Annotated in this window: 27 protein-coding genes; 17 read left to right on the plus strand and 10 right to left on the minus strand. The window is 69.4% G+C overall.

Annotation, left to right across the window (positions count from 1 at the left end; genetic code table 11):
* Positions 1–11: 11 nt before the first annotated feature.
* A complete protein-coding gene (ctaD, locus tag D7I44_RS15415; protein ID WP_120790305.1) occupies positions 12–1,715 on the plus strand; it encodes an aa3-type cytochrome oxidase subunit I in 1,704 nt (567 codons plus the stop codon).
* The gene (locus D7I44_RS15420; RefSeq protein ID WP_120790306.1) at positions 1,705–2,124 is read left to right on the plus strand and encodes a cytochrome c oxidase subunit 4; all 420 of its coding nucleotides are present in this window, start codon (positions 1,705–1,707) and stop codon (positions 2,122–2,124) included. Before ctaD ends, D7I44_RS15420 begins: the two co-directional genes overlap by 11 nt.
* 277 nt (positions 2,125–2,401) lie before the next feature.
* Here the strand turns inward: D7I44_RS15420 and D7I44_RS15425 are convergent, their stop codons facing one another.
* The 5 genes from D7I44_RS15425 to ctaE are packed head-to-tail and all read right to left on the minus strand — an operon-like array spanning position 2,402 to position 7,556.
* Positions 2,402–3,229, minus strand: coding sequence for a methyltransferase domain-containing protein (locus tag D7I44_RS15425; protein ID WP_245979731.1), 828 nt, complete (start codon positions 3,227–3,229; stop codon positions 2,402–2,404).
* A 32-nt stretch (positions 3,230–3,261) separates the two neighbouring features.
* Positions 3,262–4,935, minus strand: a complete 1,674-nt coding sequence (qcrB, locus tag D7I44_RS15430; RefSeq protein WP_120790308.1) for a cytochrome bc1 complex cytochrome b subunit — start codon at positions 4,933–4,935, stop codon at positions 3,262–3,264.
* Positions 4,932–6,020 (minus strand): cytochrome bc1 complex Rieske iron-sulfur subunit, encoded by a 1,089-nt coding sequence (gene qcrA, locus D7I44_RS15435; RefSeq protein WP_120790309.1) that lies wholly within the window; start codon positions 6,018–6,020, stop codon positions 4,932–4,934. The genes qcrB and qcrA overlap by 4 nt, the downstream gene beginning before the upstream one ends.
* A 42-nt stretch (positions 6,021–6,062) precedes the next feature.
* The gene (qcrC, locus tag D7I44_RS15440) at positions 6,063–6,890 is read right to left on the minus strand and encodes a cytochrome bc1 complex diheme cytochrome c subunit (RefSeq protein WP_120790310.1); all 828 of its coding nucleotides are present in this window, start codon (positions 6,888–6,890) and stop codon (positions 6,063–6,065) included.
* Positions 6,891–6,914: 24 nt separating this feature from the next.
* Entirely contained in the window at positions 6,915–7,556 is a 642-nt protein-coding gene (gene ctaE, locus D7I44_RS15445; RefSeq protein WP_120790311.1) for an aa3-type cytochrome oxidase subunit III, read from the minus strand.
* A gap of 45 nt (positions 7,557–7,601) precedes the next feature.
* On the opposite strand from ctaE, the gene trpD reads away from it, so the two are divergent.
* Genes trpD through D7I44_RS15470 form a run of 5 tightly spaced genes read left to right on the plus strand, consistent with a single transcriptional unit; the run spans position 7,602 to position 11,341 of the window.
* Complete coding sequence (trpD, locus tag D7I44_RS15450; RefSeq protein ID WP_120790312.1) at positions 7,602–8,651, plus strand: anthranilate phosphoribosyltransferase; 1,050 nt, start codon at positions 7,602–7,604, stop codon at positions 8,649–8,651.
* Positions 8,648–8,926 carry an HPr family phosphocarrier protein gene (locus tag D7I44_RS15455; RefSeq protein WP_245979733.1) on the plus strand — a complete coding sequence of 93 codons (279 nt, stop codon included), beginning with the start codon at positions 8,648–8,650 and terminating at the stop codon, positions 8,924–8,926. The genes trpD and D7I44_RS15455 overlap by 4 nt, the downstream gene beginning before the upstream one ends.
* The gene (locus tag D7I44_RS15460) at positions 8,923–9,744 is read left to right on the plus strand and encodes a shikimate 5-dehydrogenase (protein WP_120790314.1); all 822 of its coding nucleotides are present in this window, start codon (positions 8,923–8,925) and stop codon (positions 9,742–9,744) included. Before D7I44_RS15455 ends, D7I44_RS15460 begins: the two co-directional genes overlap by 4 nt.
* A gap of 31 nt (positions 9,745–9,775) precedes the next feature.
* The gene (locus D7I44_RS15465; protein WP_120790315.1) at positions 9,776–10,834 is read left to right on the plus strand and encodes an LLM class F420-dependent oxidoreductase; all 1,059 of its coding nucleotides are present in this window, start codon (positions 9,776–9,778) and stop codon (positions 10,832–10,834) included.
* A 54-nt stretch (positions 10,835–10,888) separates the two neighbouring features.
* Positions 10,889–11,341, plus strand: a complete 453-nt coding sequence (locus tag D7I44_RS15470; protein ID WP_120790316.1) for a GNAT family N-acetyltransferase — start codon at positions 10,889–10,891, stop codon at positions 11,339–11,341.
* 6 nt (positions 11,342–11,347) lie between these two features.
* On the opposite strand, the gene D7I44_RS15475 is transcribed toward D7I44_RS15470, so the two are convergent.
* The gene (locus D7I44_RS15475; RefSeq protein WP_120790317.1) at positions 11,348–11,731 is read right to left on the minus strand and encodes a VOC family protein; all 384 of its coding nucleotides are present in this window, start codon (positions 11,729–11,731) and stop codon (positions 11,348–11,350) included.
* 72 nt (positions 11,732–11,803) lie between these two features.
* On the opposite strand from D7I44_RS15475, the gene D7I44_RS15480 reads away from it, so the two are divergent.
* The 3 genes from D7I44_RS15480 to D7I44_RS15490 are packed head-to-tail and all read left to right on the plus strand — an operon-like array spanning position 11,804 to position 13,225.
* Positions 11,804–12,415: a GNAT family N-acetyltransferase gene (locus tag D7I44_RS15480; protein WP_162940320.1), complete on the plus strand. Its 612-nt coding sequence runs from the start codon at positions 11,804–11,806 to the stop codon at positions 12,413–12,415.
* 31 nt (positions 12,416–12,446) lie between these two features.
* On the plus strand, positions 12,447–12,893 hold the full coding sequence (locus D7I44_RS15485) for an SRPBCC domain-containing protein (protein WP_162940321.1): 447 nt from the start codon (positions 12,447–12,449) through the stop codon (positions 12,891–12,893).
* A complete protein-coding gene (locus D7I44_RS15490; protein ID WP_120790320.1) occupies positions 12,890–13,225 on the plus strand; it encodes an ArsR/SmtB family transcription factor in 336 nt (111 codons plus the stop codon). Before D7I44_RS15485 ends, D7I44_RS15490 begins: the two co-directional genes overlap by 4 nt.
* A 100-nt stretch (positions 13,226–13,325) precedes the next feature.
* Here D7I44_RS15490 and D7I44_RS15495 read toward each other — a convergent pair whose 3' ends face one another.
* From D7I44_RS15495 to D7I44_RS15505, 3 genes are read right to left on the minus strand one after another with little or no spacing between them, the layout of a single operon-like run.
* The gene (locus D7I44_RS15495) at positions 13,326–14,054 is read right to left on the minus strand and encodes an AAA family ATPase (RefSeq protein ID WP_120790321.1); all 729 of its coding nucleotides are present in this window, start codon (positions 14,052–14,054) and stop codon (positions 13,326–13,328) included.
* The gene (locus tag D7I44_RS15500) at positions 14,051–14,542 is read right to left on the minus strand and encodes a 2'-5' RNA ligase family protein (RefSeq protein ID WP_120790322.1); all 492 of its coding nucleotides are present in this window, start codon (positions 14,540–14,542) and stop codon (positions 14,051–14,053) included. Before D7I44_RS15500 ends, D7I44_RS15495 begins: the two co-directional genes overlap by 4 nt.
* 1 nt (position 14,543) lies before the next feature.
* The gene (locus D7I44_RS15505; RefSeq protein ID WP_120790323.1) at positions 14,544–15,092 is read right to left on the minus strand and encodes an MOSC domain-containing protein; all 549 of its coding nucleotides are present in this window, start codon (positions 15,090–15,092) and stop codon (positions 14,544–14,546) included.
* A gap of 84 nt (positions 15,093–15,176) precedes the next feature.
* On the opposite strand from D7I44_RS15505, the gene D7I44_RS15510 reads away from it, so the two are divergent.
* A complete protein-coding gene (locus tag D7I44_RS15510) occupies positions 15,177–15,581 on the plus strand; it encodes an NUDIX hydrolase (protein ID WP_220093787.1) in 405 nt (134 codons plus the stop codon).
* Here D7I44_RS15510 and D7I44_RS15515 read toward each other — a convergent pair whose 3' ends face one another.
* Positions 15,582–16,538 (minus strand): quinone oxidoreductase family protein, encoded by a 957-nt coding sequence (locus D7I44_RS15515; protein ID WP_120790324.1) that lies wholly within the window; start codon positions 16,536–16,538, stop codon positions 15,582–15,584.
* Positions 16,539–16,613: 75 nt separating this feature from the next.
* Here D7I44_RS15515 and D7I44_RS15520 point away from each other — a divergent pair, with 75 nt between their 5' ends.
* The 6 genes from D7I44_RS15520 (at position 16,614) to D7I44_RS15545 (ending at position 20,586) form a co-directional block, all read left to right on the plus strand.
* A complete protein-coding gene (locus D7I44_RS15520) occupies positions 16,614–17,054 on the plus strand; it encodes a MarR family winged helix-turn-helix transcriptional regulator (protein WP_120790325.1) in 441 nt (146 codons plus the stop codon).
* A gap of 47 nt (positions 17,055–17,101) precedes the next feature.
* A complete protein-coding gene (locus tag D7I44_RS15525; protein ID WP_162940322.1) occupies positions 17,102–17,881 on the plus strand; it encodes an ABC transporter ATP-binding protein in 780 nt (259 codons plus the stop codon).
* The gene (locus D7I44_RS15530) at positions 17,874–18,683 is read left to right on the plus strand and encodes an ABC transporter permease (RefSeq protein ID WP_120790327.1); all 810 of its coding nucleotides are present in this window, start codon (positions 17,874–17,876) and stop codon (positions 18,681–18,683) included. Before D7I44_RS15525 ends, D7I44_RS15530 begins: the two co-directional genes overlap by 8 nt.
* A 90-nt stretch (positions 18,684–18,773) precedes the next feature.
* A complete protein-coding gene (locus D7I44_RS15535) occupies positions 18,774–19,061 on the plus strand; it encodes a hypothetical protein (protein ID WP_120790328.1) in 288 nt (95 codons plus the stop codon).
* A gap of 89 nt (positions 19,062–19,150) precedes the next feature.
* Entirely contained in the window at positions 19,151–19,738 is a 588-nt protein-coding gene (locus D7I44_RS15540) for a sigma-70 family RNA polymerase sigma factor (protein ID WP_120790329.1), read from the plus strand.
* Positions 19,738–20,586 carry a hypothetical protein gene (locus tag D7I44_RS15545; RefSeq protein WP_120790330.1) on the plus strand — a complete coding sequence of 283 codons (849 nt, stop codon included), beginning with the start codon at positions 19,738–19,740 and terminating at the stop codon, positions 20,584–20,586. Before D7I44_RS15540 ends, D7I44_RS15545 begins: the two co-directional genes overlap by 1 nt.
* The last annotated feature ends 1 nt before the right edge of the window (position 20,587 follow it).

Consider the following 20,587-nt stretch of genomic DNA (forward strand, 5'->3'; position numbering starts at 1 on the left):
GAACAAGGATCATGACTTCAACAACCGCCGCGCTGCCCTACACGAAGAACTCGTTCGACCGTAAGGGCAACATCCTCGTCAACTGGATCACCTCCACCGACCACAAGACGATCGCGTACATGTACCTGGTCACGTCGTTCGTCTACTTCTGCATCGGTGGCGTGATGGCCCTCATCATCCGCGCACAGCTGTTCGCGCCGGGCCTCGACGTCGTGCCGACCCGCGAGCAGTACAACCAGCTGTTCACGATGCACGGCACGATCATGCTGCTCATGTTCGCGACCCCGCTGTTCGCCGGTTTCGCGAACGCGATCATGCCGCTGCAGATCGGCGCCCCCGACGTCGCCTTCCCGCGACTCAACGCGCTGGCCTACTGGCTGTACAACTTCGGCTCCGCGATCGCGGTCCTCGGCTTCCTCACCCCGCAGGGTGCGGCGAGCTTCGGCTGGTTCGCCTACCAGCCGCTCGCGAACTCGACGTTCTCGCCGGGTGACGGCGGGAACCTGTGGTTCTTCGGCCTCGGCATCTCAGGCTTCGGCACGATCCTCGGCGCGGTGAACTTCATCACGACGATCATCACTCTGCGCGCCCCGGGCATGACGATGTTCCGTCTGCCGATCTTCACCTGGAACACGCTGGTCACCTCGATCCTGGTGCTGCTCGCCTTCCCGGTGCTCGCCGCCGCGATCTTCGCCGCCGGCGCCGACCGCGTCTTCGGAGCGCACATCTTCGATGCGGCCAACGGCGGGGCGCTGCTCTGGCAGCACCTGTTCTGGTTCTTCGGCCATCCGGAGGTCTACATCATCGCGCTGCCGTTCTTCGGCATCGTCTCAGAGGTGTTCCCTGTCTTCAGCCGGAAGCCGATCTTCGGCTACAAGACCCTGATCTACGCGACGATCTCGATCGCGGCGCTCTCGGTGTCGGTGTGGGCGCACCACATGTACGTCACCGGTGCGGTGCTGCTGCCGTTCTTCTCGCTGATGACCATGCTCATCGCGGTCCCGACCGGCGTGAAGATCTTCAACTGGATCGGCACGATGTGGCGCGGCTCGCTCACGTTCGAGTCGCCGATGCTCTTCGCCATCGGCTTCCTCGTGACGTTCACCTTCGGTGGGCTCACCGGCGTCATCCTGGCGTCGCCTCCACTCGACTTCCATGTCTCCGACAGCTACTTCGTCGTCGCCCACTTCCACTACGTGGTCTTCGGAACCGTCGTCTTCGCGATGTTCTCCGGCTTCTACTTCTGGTGGCCGAAGTGGACGGGGAAGATGCTGAACGAGAAGCTCGCCGTCTGGCACTTCTGGCTGCTGTTCATCGGCTTCCACACGACGTTCCTCATCCAGCACTGGCTCGGCGTCGTCGGCATGCCCCGCCGCTACTACACGTATGCGGCATCCGACGGCTACACGTGGATGAACCAGCTGTCGACCATCGGCGCCATGACGATCGCGGTCTCGATGATCCCGTTCCTGCTGAACGTGTACATCACCGCCCGCAACGCGCCCAAGGTCACCGTGAACGACCCGTGGGGCTACGGCCGCTCGCTCGAGTGGGCGACCAGCTGCCCGCCGCCGCGGCACAACTTCACGTCGATCCCGCGCATCCGCTCGGAGTCGCCGGCCTTCGACCTCAACCACCCCGAGGTCTCCGGAATCATCGATCCTGCAGCCAACGCCACGGTGGGCGAGAAGGTGAGCAACCCCAGTGCGGTCTAACTCGATCATCTTCTGGATCCTCGCGATCTTCTTCGCCATCATGGCGGCGACCTACTCGGTCTGGTCGCTGATCTACTACCACGGCCACATCGAGTTCGTCGGCACCGTCGCGCTCACGCTGTCCGCGATCCTGGGTGTGTTCCTCGCCTTCTTCCTCGGCCGCACGGCCAAGGGCTACGGCAACCTGCTGCCCGAGGACCGTCTCGATGCGAACATCGACGACGCCGACCCCGAGATCGGCCACTTCAGCCCGTGGAGCTGGTGGCCCTTCGTGCTGGGCGCGGCGATCGCCGTCATCGCTCTGGGGCTCGCGGTCGGCTTCTGGGTGTCGTTCATCGGCGTCCCGATCCTGCTGGTCGCGCTGGCCGGCTGGGTCTTCGAGTACTACCGCGGCCACTTCGCCCGCTAGTCTCCGCGTGTAAAGCGCCTCTCCGCCTCGGTGGAGGGGCGCTTTCGCGTGTCGCATCCGGTCGTCACAAAGTCGCCTGTTTTCGCAGGATCCGCGGACTTAGCGACGACTGGGCGCGGCCGTCGTCGTCGGGTCGTCAGATAGTCACCTTCTCGGGCGCTGTCATACCGCGCGGCGTAGGACCGAGCCGCAATGCGCACGAATGTTCCTACCGTTTGGGCCGCGAGGTAGGGCCGGTCGTGCGCATTGCGCCCGGTTCCTATCGCGCGTGCGCGGCTCAGCGGCGCGTGAAGGCGAGCACGTCGACCGAGACGGTGACGGATGAGGGCAGGGGCGGGGTGGATGCCTCGACCCTGGCCGCCATGTGATGCGCGGACGGCCCCATGCCCTGCAGCTGGTGCGCGAGCCCGACGGTGAGCGGCAGCTCATGGCTCACGTGGCGGGCGGATGCTGGACCGAACCACTCCGTGAGCGAGTCCTCGACCGACTCGGCCTTCCCCGCGGGCACGTCGAGCATGTCGGTGACGGTGCGCAGCTCGGCGAGGTGGTCAGGGCGCGGCACGACGACGGCGAGCACTCCGCCTGTTCGCAGCACACGCGCGAACTCGGGCGGATTCCGGGGCGCGAAGACGACGGTCACAGCATCCGCCGCCTCATCCCGCACCGGCAGCGGTGCGTGCACGTCGGCGACCAGCCCGTCGACATCGGGGCGGCCGCGTACGGCGCGTGCGACTGCAGCGGGGGAGAGGTCTGAGGCGAGGCCGCGTGCGCGGCCGGACAGCACGTCGAGAAGCCCGTGCAGATACCAGCCGGTGCCGGTGCCGGAATCGAGCACCGTTCGCGGCTCAAACGGGCGCACAGCCTCGATCAGCGCATCGCGGATCGGCGTGTAGGCGCCGGAGGAGAGCAGCGCGTCGCGCTCGTCGAGCATCGCCGCGCTGTCGCCGGCGACGCGCGAGCGGGGCGGCAGCAGAGTGACGTAGCCACGCCGGTTGACGTCGAAGCGATGGCCGGTCTCGCAGCCGAGCACGCGGCCCGCGGCATCCGGCGCCCCCAGCTCCCTAAAGCAATTCGGGCACCGCAGCCATGCAGCAAGAGTCTGCACAGACATGCGATGCCCGAATCGGCGTGGAGCGTCTAGTGCGAGGCGCCCTCGAGCTCGGGGGTGTGCTCGCCGTGGCCGTGGTGTGCGGCCGCCTCGATCTCGGTCTGCGTGAGCGGCGTCAGGCGGTCCTGGAAGAACCAGCGTGACATCGCGGCGCGGAAGCGGGCTGCCTGGGTGATGCGGCCGCGTGAGTCCGGGCGCAGCACAAGCGGCGCGTAGCCCTCCTGGCTGACCAGGTGCCAGCGCGTGTACTCGTCGACGGGCTGGTGCACCTCGATGAACTCGCCGCCCGGCAGGCGCACGATGCGGCCGGACTCGTAGCCGTGCAGCGCGAGCGATCGGTCCTTCTTCTGCAGCGCGATGCAGATGCGCTTCGTGATGAAGTAGGCGAGGATCGGGCCCACGATCAGCATGATCTGGATGACGTGCGTCACGCCCTCGATAGTCAGCTTGAAGTGCGTGGCGATGAGGTCACCGGATGCCGCAGCCCACATGTCCGCGTAGAACACGACGCCGGCGGCGCCGATGGCCGTGCGGGTCGCCGCGTTGCGCGGGCGGTCGAGGATGTGGTGCTCCCGCTTGTCGCCGGTGACCCACGCCTCGATGAAGGGGTAGATCCAGACGAGCACGATGAAGATGCCGAGGATCGCGATCGGGATGATGATGAACCACGACCAGGTGCGGCTCAGCCAGTACGTCTCGAGATGTGGCGGCATCAGGCGCAGCATGCCGTCGGCGAAGCCGATGTACCAGTCGGGCTGGGTTCCTGCCGAGATGGGGGAGGGGTCATAGGGCCCGTACTCCCAGATCGGGTTGATCGTGAAGAGCGAGGCCATCAGCACGATGACGCCGAACACGATGAAGAAGAAGCCGCCGGCCTTCGCCGCATAGACGGGGAGGATCGGGTAGCCGACCACGTTGTTCTGCGTGCGGCCGGGGCCTGCGAACTGGGTGTGCTTGTGCACGACCACGAACACGAGGTGGATCGCGATGAACGCGACGACGAGCGCCGGCAGCAGCAGGATGTGCAGGGTGTACAGGCGGCCAACGATCGCGGTGCCCGGGTATGCCCCGCCGAACAGCAGGAAGTTGATCCAGGTGCCGACGAGGGGGATGCCCTCGATCATGCCCGAGATGATGCGCAGGCCGTTGCCGGAGAGCAGGTCGTCGGGCAGCGAGTAGCCGGTGAAGCCCTCGGCGAGAGCCAGGATGAACAGCGTGAAGCCGATCACCCAGTTGATCTCGCGCGGCTTGCGGAACGCACCGGTGAAGAAGATGCGCAGCATGTGCAGGCCGATAGATGCCACGAAGAGCAGCGCCGCCCAGTGGTGGATCTGGCGGATCAGCAGACCGCCGCGCACCTCGAAGCTGATGTGCAGCGTCGAGTCGAGCGAGGCCGACATCGGGATGCCCTTGAGGGGGACCCACGGGCCGTTGTAGACGACCTGGGCCATCGACGCCTGGAAGAAGAACGTCAGGAACACGCCCGTGATGAGGATCACCACGAAGCTGTAGAGCGCGACCTCGCCGAGCAGGAACGACCAGTGGTCGGGGAAGATCTTCCGGCCGAACTCCTTGACGACGGCCGAGATGCTCGTGCGCTCGTCGAGATAGTTGGCGGTGGCGCCGAAGAAGCCGTCGCGCTTGACCGGCGGGATTCCGCCGCGAGCGGACTCGGCGCGAGGGGTCTCAGTGCTCGTGCTCATGAATTGCGCTCCCAGAAGCTCGGGCCGACGGGTTCGTGGAAGTCGCTGCGCGCGACGAGGTAGCCCTCGTCATCGACCGTGATGGGCAGCTGCGGCAGCGGCCGGCCGGCCGGACCGAAGATCACGCGCGCCTCGTGCGTGATGTCGAACTGCGACTGGTGGCACGGGCACAGCAGGTGGTGGGTCTGCTGCTCGTAGAGGGCCACGGGGCAGCCGACGTGGGTGCAGATTTTGGAGTAGGCCACGATGCCGTGGTAGTTCCAGTCCTTGCGATCGGGGGAGACGTGCAACTGCTCGGGCTTGAGCCGCATGAGCAGCACGGCCGCGGTGGCCTTCTGCTCGAGTGCGTCGGCGCGGTCGGTCAGCCCGTCGGGGATCACGTGGAAGACAGAGCCGATCGTGACATCTGACGCCTTGATCGGCAGACCGGTCGGGTCCTTCGTGAGCCGCGTGCCCTTGGCCCACATCGTGTGCTTGAGCTCCTTGACGGGGTCGACGTTCTGCGGCGCGAGCCCGCGGAACAGCACGACCGCGGGGAGAGGGAAGGCGACGAGCGCGCCGATCAGCGAGTTGCGGATCAGGGTGCGGCGACCGAAACCGGACTCCTCGTTGGCCTCTTCGAAGATCTCGATGGAGCGCTCGCGGGTCTCGTCCGTTCCGCGCACGGGGTGGCGGATGTCGATGCCCTCGTGGTCGGCCATGAGGGCCTTGCCCCAGTGCACAGCGCCGATGCCGATGCCGAGCAGTGCGAGCACCATGCCGAGGCCGATGAACAGCGTGGACAGGCGCACGTCGTGCAGGTCGCCCGACTCGATGGGGAACGCGAGGTAGGCCGCGATGGCCCACACGCTGCCGGCGATCGACAGATAGAACAGCGTGAAGATGGTGCGTTCGTTCCGGCGGTTCTGCTTCGGGTCGATGTCACCGAGGCGGGGCCGGTGGGCCGGGAACCCGGGGTTGACCGGCGCGTCCGCGAGGACGACCGCGGTGCCGGGGTCGCCGAGACGGTGCTCTTCGGCCGGGTGCTCGACGGCGGTCGACGACGTCTCGGCGAGCTCGACGCTCCCGCTATCGTCCTGTGCCATTGCTCTCCTTCTTGCGCTGCTGTGTTGTCGTCGGTTCGATCGTCAGTTGGATTTTGCCGTGATCCACACGGCGAGGCCCACGATCGAGCCGAGACCGAAGATCCAGAGGAACAGACCCTCGGCGACGGGGCCGAGGTCGCCGAGGGCGAAGCCGCCGGGCGAGGGGTTCTTCTCGAGGAAGGTCAGATAGGTGATGATGTCGGCCTTCTGCGTCGGCGTGATGTTCCGATCGTTGAAGACGGGCATGTTCTGCGGGCCGGTGAGCATGGCCTCGTAGATGTGCACGGGGGTGACGCCCTTGAGCGGCGGGGCGTACTTGCCCTCGGTGAGCGCGCCGCCCGCGCCCGCCACGTTGTGGCACATGGCGCAGTTGATGCGGAAGAGCTCGGCGCCTGCTGCGGCGTCGCCCTTGCCGTCGGTGTACTGCTCGGCCGGCACGCCGGGCCCCGGGGCCAGCGACGCGATGTAGGCGGCGAGCAGGTCGGTCTGCGCCTGCGTGAACTGCGGCGTCTTCTCCTGCGCCTGGGGGCCGCTCGAGGCCATCGGCATGCGGCCGGTGCCGACCTGGAAGTCCACCGCGGCCGCACCGACGCCGATGAGGCTCGGGCCGACCGTGGTGCCGACGGCGTTCATGCCGTGGCAGGTGGCGCAGTTCGCTTCGAAGAGCTTCTGGCCGTCATCGATCTGCTGCTGCGAGGCCGTGGCGGTCTCGGCGGAGGCCGACGAGGTCGACGTCGCGACGGCGTAGACGCCGCCGGTCAGACCGAGGCCGATGGCGATCAGCGCGAGGGTGGCGAGGGGGTGACGGCGACCGGTCTTGCGCTGGGCGGACTTCCGTCCGCTCGTCGTCGGCTGGTTCAGCTTTGCCATGTGAGGGGGATCTCTCCGAGGTGCTTACTTGAGGACGTAGATGACGAGGAACAGACCGATCCACACCACGTCGACGAAGTGCCAGTAGTAGGACACGACGATCGCCGTGGTGGCTTCCTTGTGGCCGAACTTCTTGACGGCGAAGGCCCGCCCGATGGTCAGCAGGAAGGCGATGAGGCCGCCCGTCACGTGCATGGCGTGGAAGCCGGTGGTCAGGTAGAACACGCTGCCGTAGGCGGTCGAGCCGATCGAGATGCCCTCATGCACGAGGTTCGCGTACTCGACGATCTGGCCGCAGACGAACACCGCGCCCATCGCATAGGTGAGCGTGAACCACTCGACCATGCCCCACTTCCAGAACTGGAAGGCCGAGCCCTCTTTGCGGGCCTGCAGGCGCTCTGCCGCGAACACGCCGGCCTGGCAGGTGAACGAACTCAGCACCAGGATGATCGTGTTGCCCGTCGCCCACGGGATGTTGAGGTGCGGGGTGGAGATCGCCCACAGGCTCGGCGAGGTGGATCGCAGGGTGAAGTAGATCGCGAACAGGCCCGCGAAGAACATCACCTCGCTTCCCAGCCAGACGATCGTGCCGACGGCGACGACGTTCGGTCGAGAGACGACCGGAGCCGCCTGCGGAGTAATGGAGGTGCTCGTCACAAACCCCATTATGTCCGAATCCCGGAGGGGGTTGCGCCCGTTAGGATTCTCGGCATGGCGGAATCCCTCACTTGGCCGGCGATCATCGGCGCGCTGCTCGAGGGAGAGGATCTGAGCATCACCGAGGCCAGCTGGGCCATGGACCAGATCATGTTGGGTGCCGCAACGGACGCCCAGATCGCCGGCTTCCTCGTCGCGCTGCGGGTCAAGGGCGAGACGGTGGATGAGATCGTGGGATTCCGCGACGCGATCCTCGAGCACGCGAAGCCCCTTCCGCTGGACCCGATGGCCCTCGACATCGTCGGCACCGGCGGCGACCGCTTCCGCACGGTGAACATCTCGACGATGGCCTCGATCGTGTGCGCAGCAGCAGGCATCCCCGTCATCAAGCATGGGAACAGGGCCGTCTCCTCCTCTTCTGGGGCGTCCGACGTGCTGGCCGCGCTGGGCATCGACCTCTCCCGCTCGCCCGAGGCGGTCGCCGACACGTTCCACAAGGCGGGCATCACGTTCGCGTGGGCGTCCCTCTTCCACCCCGGCTTCGGGAACGCGGCGCGCACGCGCGGCGACCTCGGCGTTCCCACGGTGTTCAACTTCCTGGGGCCGCTGTGCAACCCGGCTCGGCCCGAGGCATCCGCCGTCGGCGTGTCGAGCCTCGATCGCGTGCCGCTCATCACCGGCGTTTTCCAGACCCGCGGGGCGACCGCCCTCGTGTTCCGCGGCGACGACGGGCTCGACGAGCTGTCGACGACCGGTCACAGCCACATCTGGGAGATCAGCAACGGCCTGGTCACCGAGCACGACATCGAGCCGCGCGACCTCGGCCTGCCGCGCGCGACGATCGCCGACATCACGGGCGGCGACCCCGCGCACAACGCCGCGGTCATCCGGCGCATGCTCGACGGCGAGCGCGGCGCGGTGCGCGACATCGTGCTGCTGAACGCCGCAGCCGGACTCATCGCCTACCAGTTGGCGGTCGACCCGGCGCAGGGCGACACCCCGATCCTGCAGCGCTTCCGCGAGAACCTCGAGTTCGCGGGCGAGACGGTCGACTCGGGCGCGGCCGCGGCCAAGCTCGAGGAATGGGTGGCGGCCGCCCGATGACGGGCGTCTCCTCCCGGTACGCGCGCGTCGTGACGCTCGTGAACGCCGACGGCCTGCATGCGCGGCCCGCCGCCGAGTTCGTGAAGCTCGCCGGTTCGTCCGGGGGACGAGTGACCGTGAACGGCCGCGATGCGCGCAGCCTGCTCGCGATCCTGTCGCTCGGCCTCATGCAGGGCGCCGAGCTCGAGATCGCCACCGACGACCTCGACGGGCGGGGCGCGGTCGACGCGCTGGCCGACCTCGTCGCGACCGGATTCGAAAGGACCGACCGATGACCCGGCCCGAGCTCAACAAGTCGACCCGGCTGTGCATCTCCCTCGCCGCCCGGCCGAGCAACCACGGCACCCGTTTCCACAACTGGCTGTATGAGCAGCTCGGCCTCGACTTCGTCTACAAGGCGATGACGACGACCGACATCGACGCGGCGATCGGCGGCGTGCGCGCGCTCGGCATCCGCGGATGCTCGGTGTCGATGCCGTGGAAGGAAGCCGTCATCCCTCTCGTCGACGAGCTCACGCCGTCGGCGGCCGCGATCCAATCGGTGAACACGATCGTGAACACCGACGGGCGGCTCACCGCGTACAACACGGACTACCTCGCCATCGAGCAGCTGATCGCCTCGCACGGGCTGTCGCGCGACGAGAAGGTGCTGCTGCGCGGCAGCGGCGGCATGGGCCGCGCGGTCGCGGCCGCCTTCCGCGACGCGGGCTTCGCGGGCACGATCGCCGCGCGCAACCCGGTCGCGGGCCAGGGGCTCGCCGCCGAGCTCGGCTGGGACTGGGCCGAGGCGCCCGACGGCATCACCGCCCCGATCATCGTGAACGTCACGCCGATCGGCATGGCAGGCGGGGCGGATGCCGAGGCGCAGGCCTTCTCGGACGAGCAGGTGGCTCAGGCATCCGTCGTCTTCGACGTCGTCGCCATGCCGGTCGAGACCCCGCTGATCCGCGCCGGACGTGCGGCCGGGAAGCACGTGGTGACGGGCAGCGAGGTGATCGCCCTGCAGGCTGCTGCGCAGTTCGAGCTGTACACGGGTGTCGCGGTGACGCCTGAGCAGGTGGCGGCGGCCGAGGAATACGCGTCGCGGGACTGACCGCGGCGTCAGAGGACGAGAGAGGATCGCAATGGGGCGAGCCAGACTGGGCGTGGTGCTCGGTTACGCACAGGACTTCCGGCAGGTCGTGGCCGAGGTGCCGGACTTCGAGGCGGCAGGTGCCGAGCTGTTCAGCGTGAGCGAGACGTACTCGTTCGACGCGGTCAGCCAGCTCGGCTACCTCGCGGCGATCACGAAGACGGCGGCGCTTGCGAGCGACATCCTGCCGATCTACTCGCGCACGCCCGCGCTGCTCGCCATGACGGCCGCGGGTCTCGACGCGCTGTCGGGCGGGCGGTTCGAGCTCGGGCTCGGTTCGAGCGGTGCGCAGGTGATCGAAGGATTCCACGGCGTGCCGTTCGACGCGCCGCTCGGGCGTACGCGCGAGATCATCGAGATCTGCCGGCAGGTGTGGCGGCGCGAGCCGCTGGCGCACTCCGGTCGCTATTACGAGCTGCCGCTGCCCGTCTCGGCGCCGGGAGCAGTCGGCGCGGGCAAGCCGCTGCGCATCATCAACCACCCCGTGCGCCCTGCGGTGCCCGTGCACATCGCGGCCCTCACGCCCAAATCGGTTGCACAAGCGGCCGAGATCGCGGACGGGTGGACGCCGATCTTCTTCCACCCCGAGCGGGCGGCGGATGTCTGGGGTGAGGCGCTTGCCGCAGGCGCCGCGCTGCGTTCGCCCGAGCTCGGGAAGCTCGACGTGCTCGTGCCCGTCGGGTTGTACACGGGGGAGTTCACCGAGTACGCCCTGATGATGGTGCGCCAGCAGATCGCGCTGTACGTCGGCGGCATGGGCGCGCGCGGTCGCAACTTCTACTACGACCTCGCGGTGCGGTACGGCTATGAGAGCGAAGCGGCCGAGATCCAGAAGCTCTTCCTCGCGGGTGAGAAGGACGACGCCGCGTTCGCGGTTCCCGAGGAGCTCGCGCGAGCCGTCTCGCTGATCGGCACTCGAGACGAGATCGCGGAGCGCGTCGACGCGCTCGTTCGGGGCGGGGCCACGACCCTGCTCGTGCAGCCCGCCGACCAGACCCACGAGGAGCGCGTCGCCGCGATCAAGCTGCTGCGCGGCATCCTCGACTCGTAGGCGTGCGTTGTGGTGACGGAAACGGGCGTCAGTCACGTCGGGCAGGATGGAACGGTGCCGTTCCACGCAGTCTCTCCGACCGATGTCGATGCGGTGCGCGGGTTCCTCGCCGATGCGGATCTCACGCTCTCGGGCCTGGACGCTCCGACGGTACGGCTCTGGATTGAGCGCGACGATGTCGGTGCGATTATCGGCAGCACGGGCTTCGAGCTGAGCAACGACGGGGCGCACGCGCTGATCCGCAGCGTCGCGGTCGCGCCCGAGCGCCGCACTGTGGGCGCCGGTTCCCGGCTCGCGCGGCACGCGCTCGAGGAAGCTCGCTCTGCTGGTGCAACGCGAGCATGGCTGTTCTCGCGGCGCTCAGGTCCCTTCTGGCAGAAGCTCGGGTTCGAGTCGGCGGATCGCGAGGAACTCGCGCGCGTTCTTCCGCAGACGCACCAGGTGCGCCTCTTCGTCGAGACCGGCCAGCTGAGCCGCGAGGTCGCCTGGTCGAAGTCGCTCGCCTGAGCCGGCTCAGCCGCGCTGTGGCATCTGCTGCAGAGTCCAGCGGTTCCCATCGGGGTCGGAGAAGGTGACGAAGCGGCCCCACGCCTGCTCGTCGACCTCGCTCGCGTCGACCCCGTTGGCGCGCAGGTGATCGCGCGCGGCCTCGGCATCGGGGATCACGACCTGGATTCCCCGCTGGCCGCCGACCGGCATGTCGACACCGAGCCCGGTGCCGAACGCGATGGAGCACGCCGAGCCGTCGGGGGTCAGCTGGACGAAGCGCAGCTCGTCGCTCACGCGCTGGTCGTAGTCGAGGTGGAAGCCCACCTGGTCGACGTAGAAGTCTCGCGCGCGGTCGACGTCGGAGACGGGGACGAAGATCAGCTCGATCTTCCAGTCTGTTGCAGCCATTGAAGTCCTCCTTGACGGTGATTCCACGCTAGGAGCGACCACCGACATCGGCGGCTGCGTGAGACTGGTGCGGTGCAGGAACCCACTGAAAGTAAGGCGCACGTCACCGGCGGCCACTTGCGCGCCGTCGTCGACATCTCGCCCGAGCCGGTCGCTCCGATGGGGTCGGGGCCGGGTGCGGCGCCGAACGTCACGATCCGAGCGGCTGAGGCGTCGGAGGTGGACGCGTGCGTCGCCTTGTGGGTGCGCGCGTGCGCCGAGCGAGACGGTAGGGCGGTTGCCGGCGTCGCCGAGCGTGCACGCGCCAAGTTCGACCGCCGCACCGCCTGGCGGGTGGCGGAATCGGGGGAGCGGATCGTCGGCTTCGCCCTCGCGACCGAGCCGGGCTCCGGGGCGCCGAGCGACCCCGGCGGCGCCGCCGTGCTGGGGCTGCTCGCGGTCGATCCGGTCGCCCAGGGACTCGGGCTGGGCCGGCGCATGCTCGCCGAGATCTCGGGAGCTTTGGCTGACGCCGGATTCACCGAGGCCGTGCTGCACGTGCTCGCCGACAATGCGGCTGCGGTGCGCCTCTACGAGCGCGCCGGATGGCGCCCCCATGGCGAGCCGTTCGAGCACACGCTGCTTCACTGGCTCAGTCAGAGTTACGTCATCGACCTCCGGGGCCTTGCGCAGGCATCCATTTAATGCAACTCTGAAGTTGCACATTGGAGGGCGTATGGAGATCAGGCAGAGCATCGAGATCAGCGCGCCGATCGAGACGGTCTGGCGGCTCGTCAGCGAGCCGGGGTGGTGGATCAACGACGGCGAGCTTGAGCCGCACGAGGTCTCGCTCAGCGCCGATGCCGACGGCACGATGATCGCCGAGGTGCGCGGGCACAGCTGGGGGACCTGGCGGCTTGTCGTCGTCGAACTGCTCGAGAACGAGTACGCGGCCTTCCGCTGGGCGCCGCACGCCGCGGCGGGCCGCGACGCGACCGGGCCGACGGGGTCGACCCTGATCGAATTCATCCTGCGACAGGCATCCGATCGCGTTGTCGTCGAAGTCGTCGAGAGCGGGTTCGACGAACTCGACCTCAGCGCCGAGAAGATCGCCGCGAACTACCGCGACAATGACGAGGGCTGGGGCCAGGAGCTCGCCGCGCTCAAAGCGGCTGCGGAATGACCGCCGCCCCCGCGCGCGAGCTCGCCGTCATGGCGGCGCTCGTGGAGCCGTCAAGGCGGGCGATCATGCAGCACCTCACGTCCGGGCCGGCGAGCGCGTCGAGATTGGCCGAGCGGATGCCGCTGACCAGACAGGCCCTCGTCAAGCACCTCGCGGCGCTCGAGGGCGCCGGCCTCGTCGCGCGCGAGCGGCGCGGGCGGGAGCACGTATTCGCGGCGCAGCCAGAGGCGCTCATCGACACGGCGCAGTGGCTCGAATCGCTCGCGCGCTCGTGGCAGCAGCAGCTCGGCGCCCTGAAGCGCGCAGCAGAGGCGCAGGCGCAGCGGCGTTGAGTGCGGGGGCCGATCGGGCGCGAACGAGACGATCGGGCGCATGAATCGCGCGCGGCGGTCCCCCCGATCGGCGCATCTGCGCCCGATCGGGATGCTCGCGTCAGCGCAGATGCCGCAGATAACGCTCGGGCGCATCGAGGAAGGAGCGCCAGTTGCGCACGAGCTGGAGGTCCTCCCATGCGCTCGGCCGGATGCCCCACTCGCCCACCTCGAGGATCTGCGCGCCCTCGAGCCGTGCGAGCACAGGGGAGTGCGTCGACATGATCACCTGCGACCCGCCATCGACGAGCAGCTGCTGAAGCGCCCCGAGCAGCGCGAGGCACCCGCTGAACGACAGTGCCGACTCCGGCTCGTCGAGCACCCACAGGCCGCGGCCCTGGAAGCGGTTCACGATGAGCTCGAGGAACGACTCGCCGTGCGACAACTCGTGGAAGACGGGCTCTTCGCGCCCCGCCGGCGGCGGGTTCTGCTCGAGGTAGGTGAAGAAGCCGTGCATCGTCTCGGCGCGCAGGAAGAACCCGCGCCGCGGGCCGCCCGGCGCCCGCGCGATCGAGAGGTGCTCCCAGAGCTCGGATTCCGACCGACGGGTGTGCAGGTTCGCGCCGGTCGATCCTCCCTCCGCCGACAGTCCGAACGCAGCGGCGATCGCCTCGACGATCGTCGACTTGCCTGCGCCGTTCTCGCCGACGAACACGGTCGCCGGCCCGAGCTCGAGCCCCTCGTCGAGCAGTTGCCGCACCGCGGGAATCGTCGCGGGCCATTGCTTCCGCGGCATCGGGTCGCCGGGGTACTCGCCCACACGGGCGATGGCGAGCCGCTCGGACCTCATTCGGCCTCCTTCGCGAGCGGCACGGTCGCGACGACCGCGCGGTGGCGCGCGTCGCCGTGCGGGCGCATATCGATGACGGCGAGTTGGGAGAGCGTGACGGACGCGCCGGGCTCGAGCCCGCCGCCGGCCTGCACCGTCACGTGCGGCCGGTAGTTGCGCGGACCGACGTGCGCGAGGTGCACGCCGCGACCGAGGAACCGGTCGACCGCGGCGAGCACGTCGACGTGCAGCGCCTCGAACTCGGGCGACAACTCGATCGTCGTGACGGGCACGTCGCGGCGGCGCCCGAACCTCGCGCGGCCCTCGCCGCGCGCCAGCAGCGGCGCATGACCGTCCGCGCCGGCGCGGATCGCCTCGAGAACGGGCTCGGCATGTGCATCCGTCTCAAACGGCGGGATCAGCGTGACGTGCGCAGGCCAGCTGTCGCGTCGGAATCCCGCGCCGACCGCGAGCGGCGCGAGCGGCAGGACGACGACGAAGAAGCGCATCTCACACCCGCGTGAGCGCGAAGCGGGGCTCGGCGGGCAGCTCGACGGTGATCTCGTCGCCGGGCCGCACGGGCCCCGATCGCGAGACGATGCCCATCACGCCTGCGAGACGCACGACGCCGCCCTCGCCGTCGGTGAAGATGAGCCGCTTCAGCAGCCCGTCCTGGAAGTCGTTGATCTGCTGGCACGGATTGCGCAAGCCGGTGACGGTGATGACGGCGTCGCCGATCGCCAGGCGCGTGCCGACGGGCAGCTCGAGCAGGTGGATGCCCCGGGTCGTGATGTTCTCGCCCAGCTGGCCGGGGCTGACGTGGAACCCGGCGTCCGCGAGCTCGTCGAACAGCTCGGCGTGCATCAGATGCACCTGACGCAGGTTCGGCTGCGACGGGTCGGCGCGTACCCGCGAGCGGTGCTGCACGGTGACCCCGTAGTGCGCGTCGCCGACGACCCCGCGGCCTTCGTGCAGCTGGATCTCGCCGACGTCGGGTTTCGAGAACGAGTGCGCCGGGCTCAGATGGACCGCGACGACGCGCGCTGGACTGTCGGTCATGACTCGACCCTAGAACGCGGAAGGCCGGCCCCGTTTGAGCGAGGTCGGCCAGGAAGAGTGGATGCCTCGCCCTAGGCTTTCCCTGTGGACAAGCTGATCCGGGTGAGCGCCGTCGTGCTGCGCGACGAGTCGGGCCGCGTGCTCACCGTGCGGAAGCGCGGCACCAGCCGTTTCATGCTTCCGGGCGGCAAGCCCGAGCCCGGCGAGACCGCTGTCGAGACGGCGCTGCGCGAGACGCACGAAGAGCTCGGCGTCGTCCTCGACCCGGCGCTGCTCGCCCCGCTCGGCACCTTCCACTCGGCGGCCGCGAACGAGCCGGATCACCGCCTCGAGAGCACGGTCTTCACGCATCCGACCGTGGAAATCGCGGGGCCCGCAGCCGAGATCGCCGAGCTGCGCTGGCTGGATCCGAACGGCGAGCTGCCCGACGACCTCGCGCCGATGCTGCGCGACAACGTGCTTCCGGCGCTCGCCGCGGCGGCGGGCTGACTAGGGCACGATGACGACGCGCGCCTCGGCGAGAGCCGGGTCGGCGAACGCTCGCTCGACCTCGGCGAGCGGCACAGGAACGGCGTCGACGGTGAACACCGCCGACGCGATCGCCGCGGCCATCGCGGGCAGCTCGCCCAGGATCTCGCGCACTCCCACGGAGCCCTGACCGCTGCCGACCAGTGCGAGCTTCGCCTGCCGAAGCGCGGCCGATGGGATCGCGGCCGCCTGGCCGCCGACCGAGCCGATCTCGACCCAGGTCAGCGGTTTGTCGCGGTCGGGCCGCGCGGTCACGAGCGCCGTCATCGCGAGGGTGGTGAGCGGTCCCCAGACGTAGTCGAGCACGACGTCGACCTCGGCGGCCTCGCGCGCGATGGCTGCGGCGATCTCTTCGTCGCTGCCGAGCAGAGAGACGGATGCCTGGGCGCCGGCCGCGGCGAGCGCCAACCGCTCCGGATCGCGTCCGGCGACCACGATGCGCGCCGCGCCGAAATGGTTCGCGACCTGCACGGCCATGCGCCCGGCGCTTCCGGTCGCGCCGAGGATCAGCACGCTGCACCCAGCCTGGAAGGCGGCCCGCTGCTTGAGCGCGAGCCATGACGACATCACCGGGTTCATCGCCGCAGCGATGGCCACGGGATCGGCCTCATCGGGCAGCACCACGCTGCGGCGCGCGTCGATCACCGTGCGCTCGGCCATCGCGCCCAGCACGGGGTCGTCGAGCACGAAGTAGCGCAGCCGTCCTTCCGTGTCGCGCCCGACGCCGTCGACGCCGGGCACCATGGGCAGCGCATCGGTCGAGGTGTAGTGCGAGCCGCTCGCCTGCGAGCGCACCCGGGGGTGAAGGCCTGCGGCGAGAACCTCGACGACGAGCTCGTCCTCGTCGCGCGCGACGGGCTCGGGGAAGTCGGCGAAGCGCGGCGGCTGGGTGAAGTCGGTGACGACGGCTGCCTTCATGGGGCACCTCCTGATTGGTTCGTGTTACGAATCAAAATAGTTGGTGATACGAACCTTGTCAAGTAGGCTCCGCTCATGACCGAGACGCAGAGTGGAGGAGAGGACCTGATCGACGCCCTCGCCCAGGTGGCCTTCGCGACGATGGCGGTGCTGAGCGCCGCCGCCTCCGACAGGGATCTGTCGCTGACGCAGTTCCGAGCGATCGCGATCCTGCGCGACCGAACGCTGCGCATGAGCGAGCTCGCGCAGTTCCTCGGTCTCGAGAAGTCGACGCTCTCGGGGCTCGTCGTGCGCGCAGAGAAGCGCGGGCTGCTGCAGCGCGTTCCCGACGACGCCGACGGGCGGGCATCCCGCGTCACCATCTCGCCGGCGGGGGAGCGGCTCGCCGTCCAGGTGCGCGCGGCTGTCGCCGCCGCCCTCGCACCGCTGATCGACGGGCTCGACGCCGCGTCGCAGGCGCAGCTGCAGACCCTGCTCAACCGCATGATCGGCCATGCCGGCCAGCGAGTTGCATAGCCCGGCATCCGCCGATGTGGAATGCTGACCCTGGCTCAGGGGAGGACATGGTCACGCAGGGCGGCGGCGCGGTGCTCGAAGTCGAGGGACTGGTCGTGAAGTACGGGGCGCGCACCGCCGTCGACGGTGTCACGTTCCAGATCGGCCGTGGAGAGATCGTCGGGCTGCTCGGGCCCAACGGTGCCGGGAAGACCTCGACGCTCAGTGTCATCGAGGGGTTGCGGATTCCTGTGGCCGGCCGCGTCACGGTCAACGGCGTCGACGCGCTCAAGGACCCGGTCGGAGCACGGGCGGATCTCGGCGTGCAGCTGCAGAGCTCGGGGTTCCAGCCCGAGCTCAGCATCGAGCAGATCGTGCGCCTGTACGCAGGGCTCTACGGCGTCCCGCTGACGCATCAGGGTGCGCTCGACGCGCTCAATGAGATCGGCCTCGAGCGTGAGGCGGGGAAGCGGTTCAAGGGACTTTCCGGCGGGCAGCAGCAGCGGCTTTCGCTGCTCATCGCGAGCGTGCACGACCCGCTCATCCTGCTGCTCGACGAGCCGACCAGCGGCCTCGACCCGCAGTCGCGGCGCAGCCTGTGGGCGCGCATCGAGAAGTCGAGGCGCGACGGCGGAAGCATCCTGCTCACGACTCACTCGATGGAGGAGGCGCAGGCGGTCTGCGACCGCATCGTCATCATCGACCACGGCAGACTCGTGACCACCGGCAGCCCCGCGGAGCTCATCGATCGGCATCGCAGCGACCCGCGCGTGCTCGAGCTCGCGCACGGCGAGCCCACCCTTGAAGATGTGTTCATCGCCCTGACCGGGAGCGACTTCCGTGACTGACACCCGCGCCGCCACCGCTCCGCAGCCGTCGATCGGGCTGGCGCTGCGCTCGCTGCTGACCGCCGACCTCCAGGTCATGCTGCGCGCGCGGCAGACCTTCGTGCTGAACCTCTTCGTTCCGCTGCTGATCCTCGTCGTGACGAGCTTCGCCGGCTCGCAGCAGCAGGGCGCCGCGGCATCCCAGTCGCGCGTCGCGCTGCTCGGCAGCGCGGGCTTCGAGATCGCCATGGCGATCACCTTCGGGCTGATCGCCTCCGCGCTGATGGGCTATTCGGTGACGATCGCCCGCGACCGCGAGGCCGGGGTGTTCCAGCGACTTCGTGTCGCCCCTGTGCCGACGTGGGCGATCATGATGAGCCGACTGCTCGTGCAGTTCGCGGCCGCTGTCGTGACGACCATCGTCGTGATCGTCGTCGGCAGCATCATCCACCACGTCGTCTTCAGCGCCGGCGCGTACCTGCTGATCTTCGCGGTCGCGATCTTCGGCGCGGCGATGTTCCTCGGCATCGGCCAGGCGATCGCCGGCCTGATCCGCAGCACGACAGCCGTCAACGCCGTCGGCCGGGTCATCTACGTGGTGCTCATCCTCACCGGCGTTCTCGGCTCGACCGGCGTGCTCGGCCACGCACTGCAGACGGTCTCCAACTGGAGCCCCGTCGGCGCGCTCATCATCGTGTTCACCGGCGTCCTCGACCTGTCGTCATGGTCGTGGGCGCAGACCGGGGCCGTGCTCGCCTGTGCCGGCTATCTCGTCGTGTTCGCCGGCGTCGGCATCCGCTGGTTCCAATGGGAAGCGGATTGAATCTGTAACACTTTCGGGGGGCGTGGCAATGCACCCTCATGACGGCCGCCTCGGCCGCCGCAGGGGGAAACGGAACGGAGGCATCCGACCATGCACCGGCCCGGAAAGTTGATCACGCTCTCGGCGGGTATCGTCGCCGTCGCCGGCGGCGGAGCGGCCGCAGCATTTGCCGCGAACGCGAGCACACCGAGAGCGATCGTCTCCACGGCGGCCGAGGCGCCCGCGGCACCCGTCGACTCGGCGCCGACGCCGAGCCCGTCGGCGTCGCCTGATCGTGCGCCCCAGCCGACGCACCCCACAGACCCCGCACCCGAGCTGCCGCGCCATGCGGCATTCCCCGTCGCGCGCGGAGAGGCCGCATTCGGCGGCCACCGCTGACCACGAGACGTTCCGGTCGGCGAGGCAGGTCGCGCCGGCCGGAGCTCCGCTTGATTGCAGACCCCCCTTACGGGGGACAATAGGCGACGATGCGACAGGCAGACGGGGGAGACGAGCTGTCGGGGTTGGTCAGTCGGGCGCAGGCCGGCGACGCAGCCGCGGTGAGCGATGTCATCCGCCAGGTGCGCGGTCGCATCTTCCGATACGCAATGGCGCGCATCGGGACCCGAGAGGAAGCAGAAGACGTGACGCAGGAGACGTGCGTGGCGCTGACGGAAGCCCTGCCCCGATTCGACGGCGATTCGGGCAGATTCACATCGTTCGTCTTCGGCATCGCATCCCACAAGGTGCTGATGTCGCAACGCGCGCGTGGTCGCCGCCCCGAGGTCGCGGTCGCGGACATCCCCGATGTGGGCTCGACCGTGCCCGGCCCGCTCGAGCAGGCCGAGCGCGACGACGCGCTGCGCGGGCTGCTCGCCCACCTCGACGGTCTTCCCGACCGCCACCGCGACGTGCTGCTGCTGCGCGTCGTCGCGGAGCTCAGTGCAGAAGAAGTCGGCGAGGCGCTCGGCACCACGGCGGCGAATGTGCGTGTCATCCAGCATCGAGCGCTGGCGAGCCTGCGCGCCGGGCTCGGAGGCGCCCCCGGCACCGACAGCACGGCGAAGGGGGCGTGATGACCCCGGAAGACGGTGTGACGCAGATCGAGGCGGACGACGCGCTGCTCGACGCGATCGCCGCAGGCGCTGCGGATTCCGGAGCCGATCACGCCGTAACCGTCCTCGCCGGTATCGTGGCCGCGGTCGACGAGATCGCCCCGCGCGGCGCCGCAAGCGGCAGTGGCCGCCGCCTGCGGCGCCGTGGCGGGCTGTGGGGCATCTCGTTGGGGGTCTCGATCGTGGTCGCCGCGGGCGGCGGCCTGAGCGCGGCGGCCACCGACCGACTGCCTGAGCCGGTGCAGCGCTTCGTCGTCGGAGTCGCGCCGATCGTGCTTCCGGCCGACGCCGACCAGGCGGTCGCCTCGCCGACCGCAGATCCGCCGCGTGCGGCCGACCCCGACTCCAGCCGCCGGGCGCCGGCGCCGACCGCGGGCGATGACCGCCGCGCTCCGACGGCGGAGACTGATCTGAGCCCCGCCGGTGCCAGCGGTGACCGGGCACCCGATGTCGGCTACGGCCCGTCGGCGACGGGCGGTTCGACCTGGTCGCGGACGGCCTGGACGCCCCATTCCTCGCGGGGCAGCTGGTGGTCGGCGGCCCCGGCCCCGACGTACTACCCCGCTCCGAGCGACGCCCCGGCGGCCCACGCCGCTCCGACGTCGTCTCCGACCCCCACCTCTACTGTCTCGCCCGCGGGCGGTGGCGGCACAGCACCGGTGCGTGGCCCGCAGCCGGGCCACGTCGGCCACGGGCATCCGTCGCCGCCCTCGCCTGCGGCCCATACGACCGCACCTGCACCGCGCCAACCCACGCAGCCGCCGCAGCCGCTCCCGTCGCCCACCGAGAGCGCGCGGCGCGGGGGCTGAG

Source organism: Gryllotalpicola protaetiae (assembly GCF_003627055.1).
GTDB lineage: Bacteria > Actinomycetota > Actinomycetes > Actinomycetales > Microbacteriaceae > Gryllotalpicola > Gryllotalpicola protaetiae.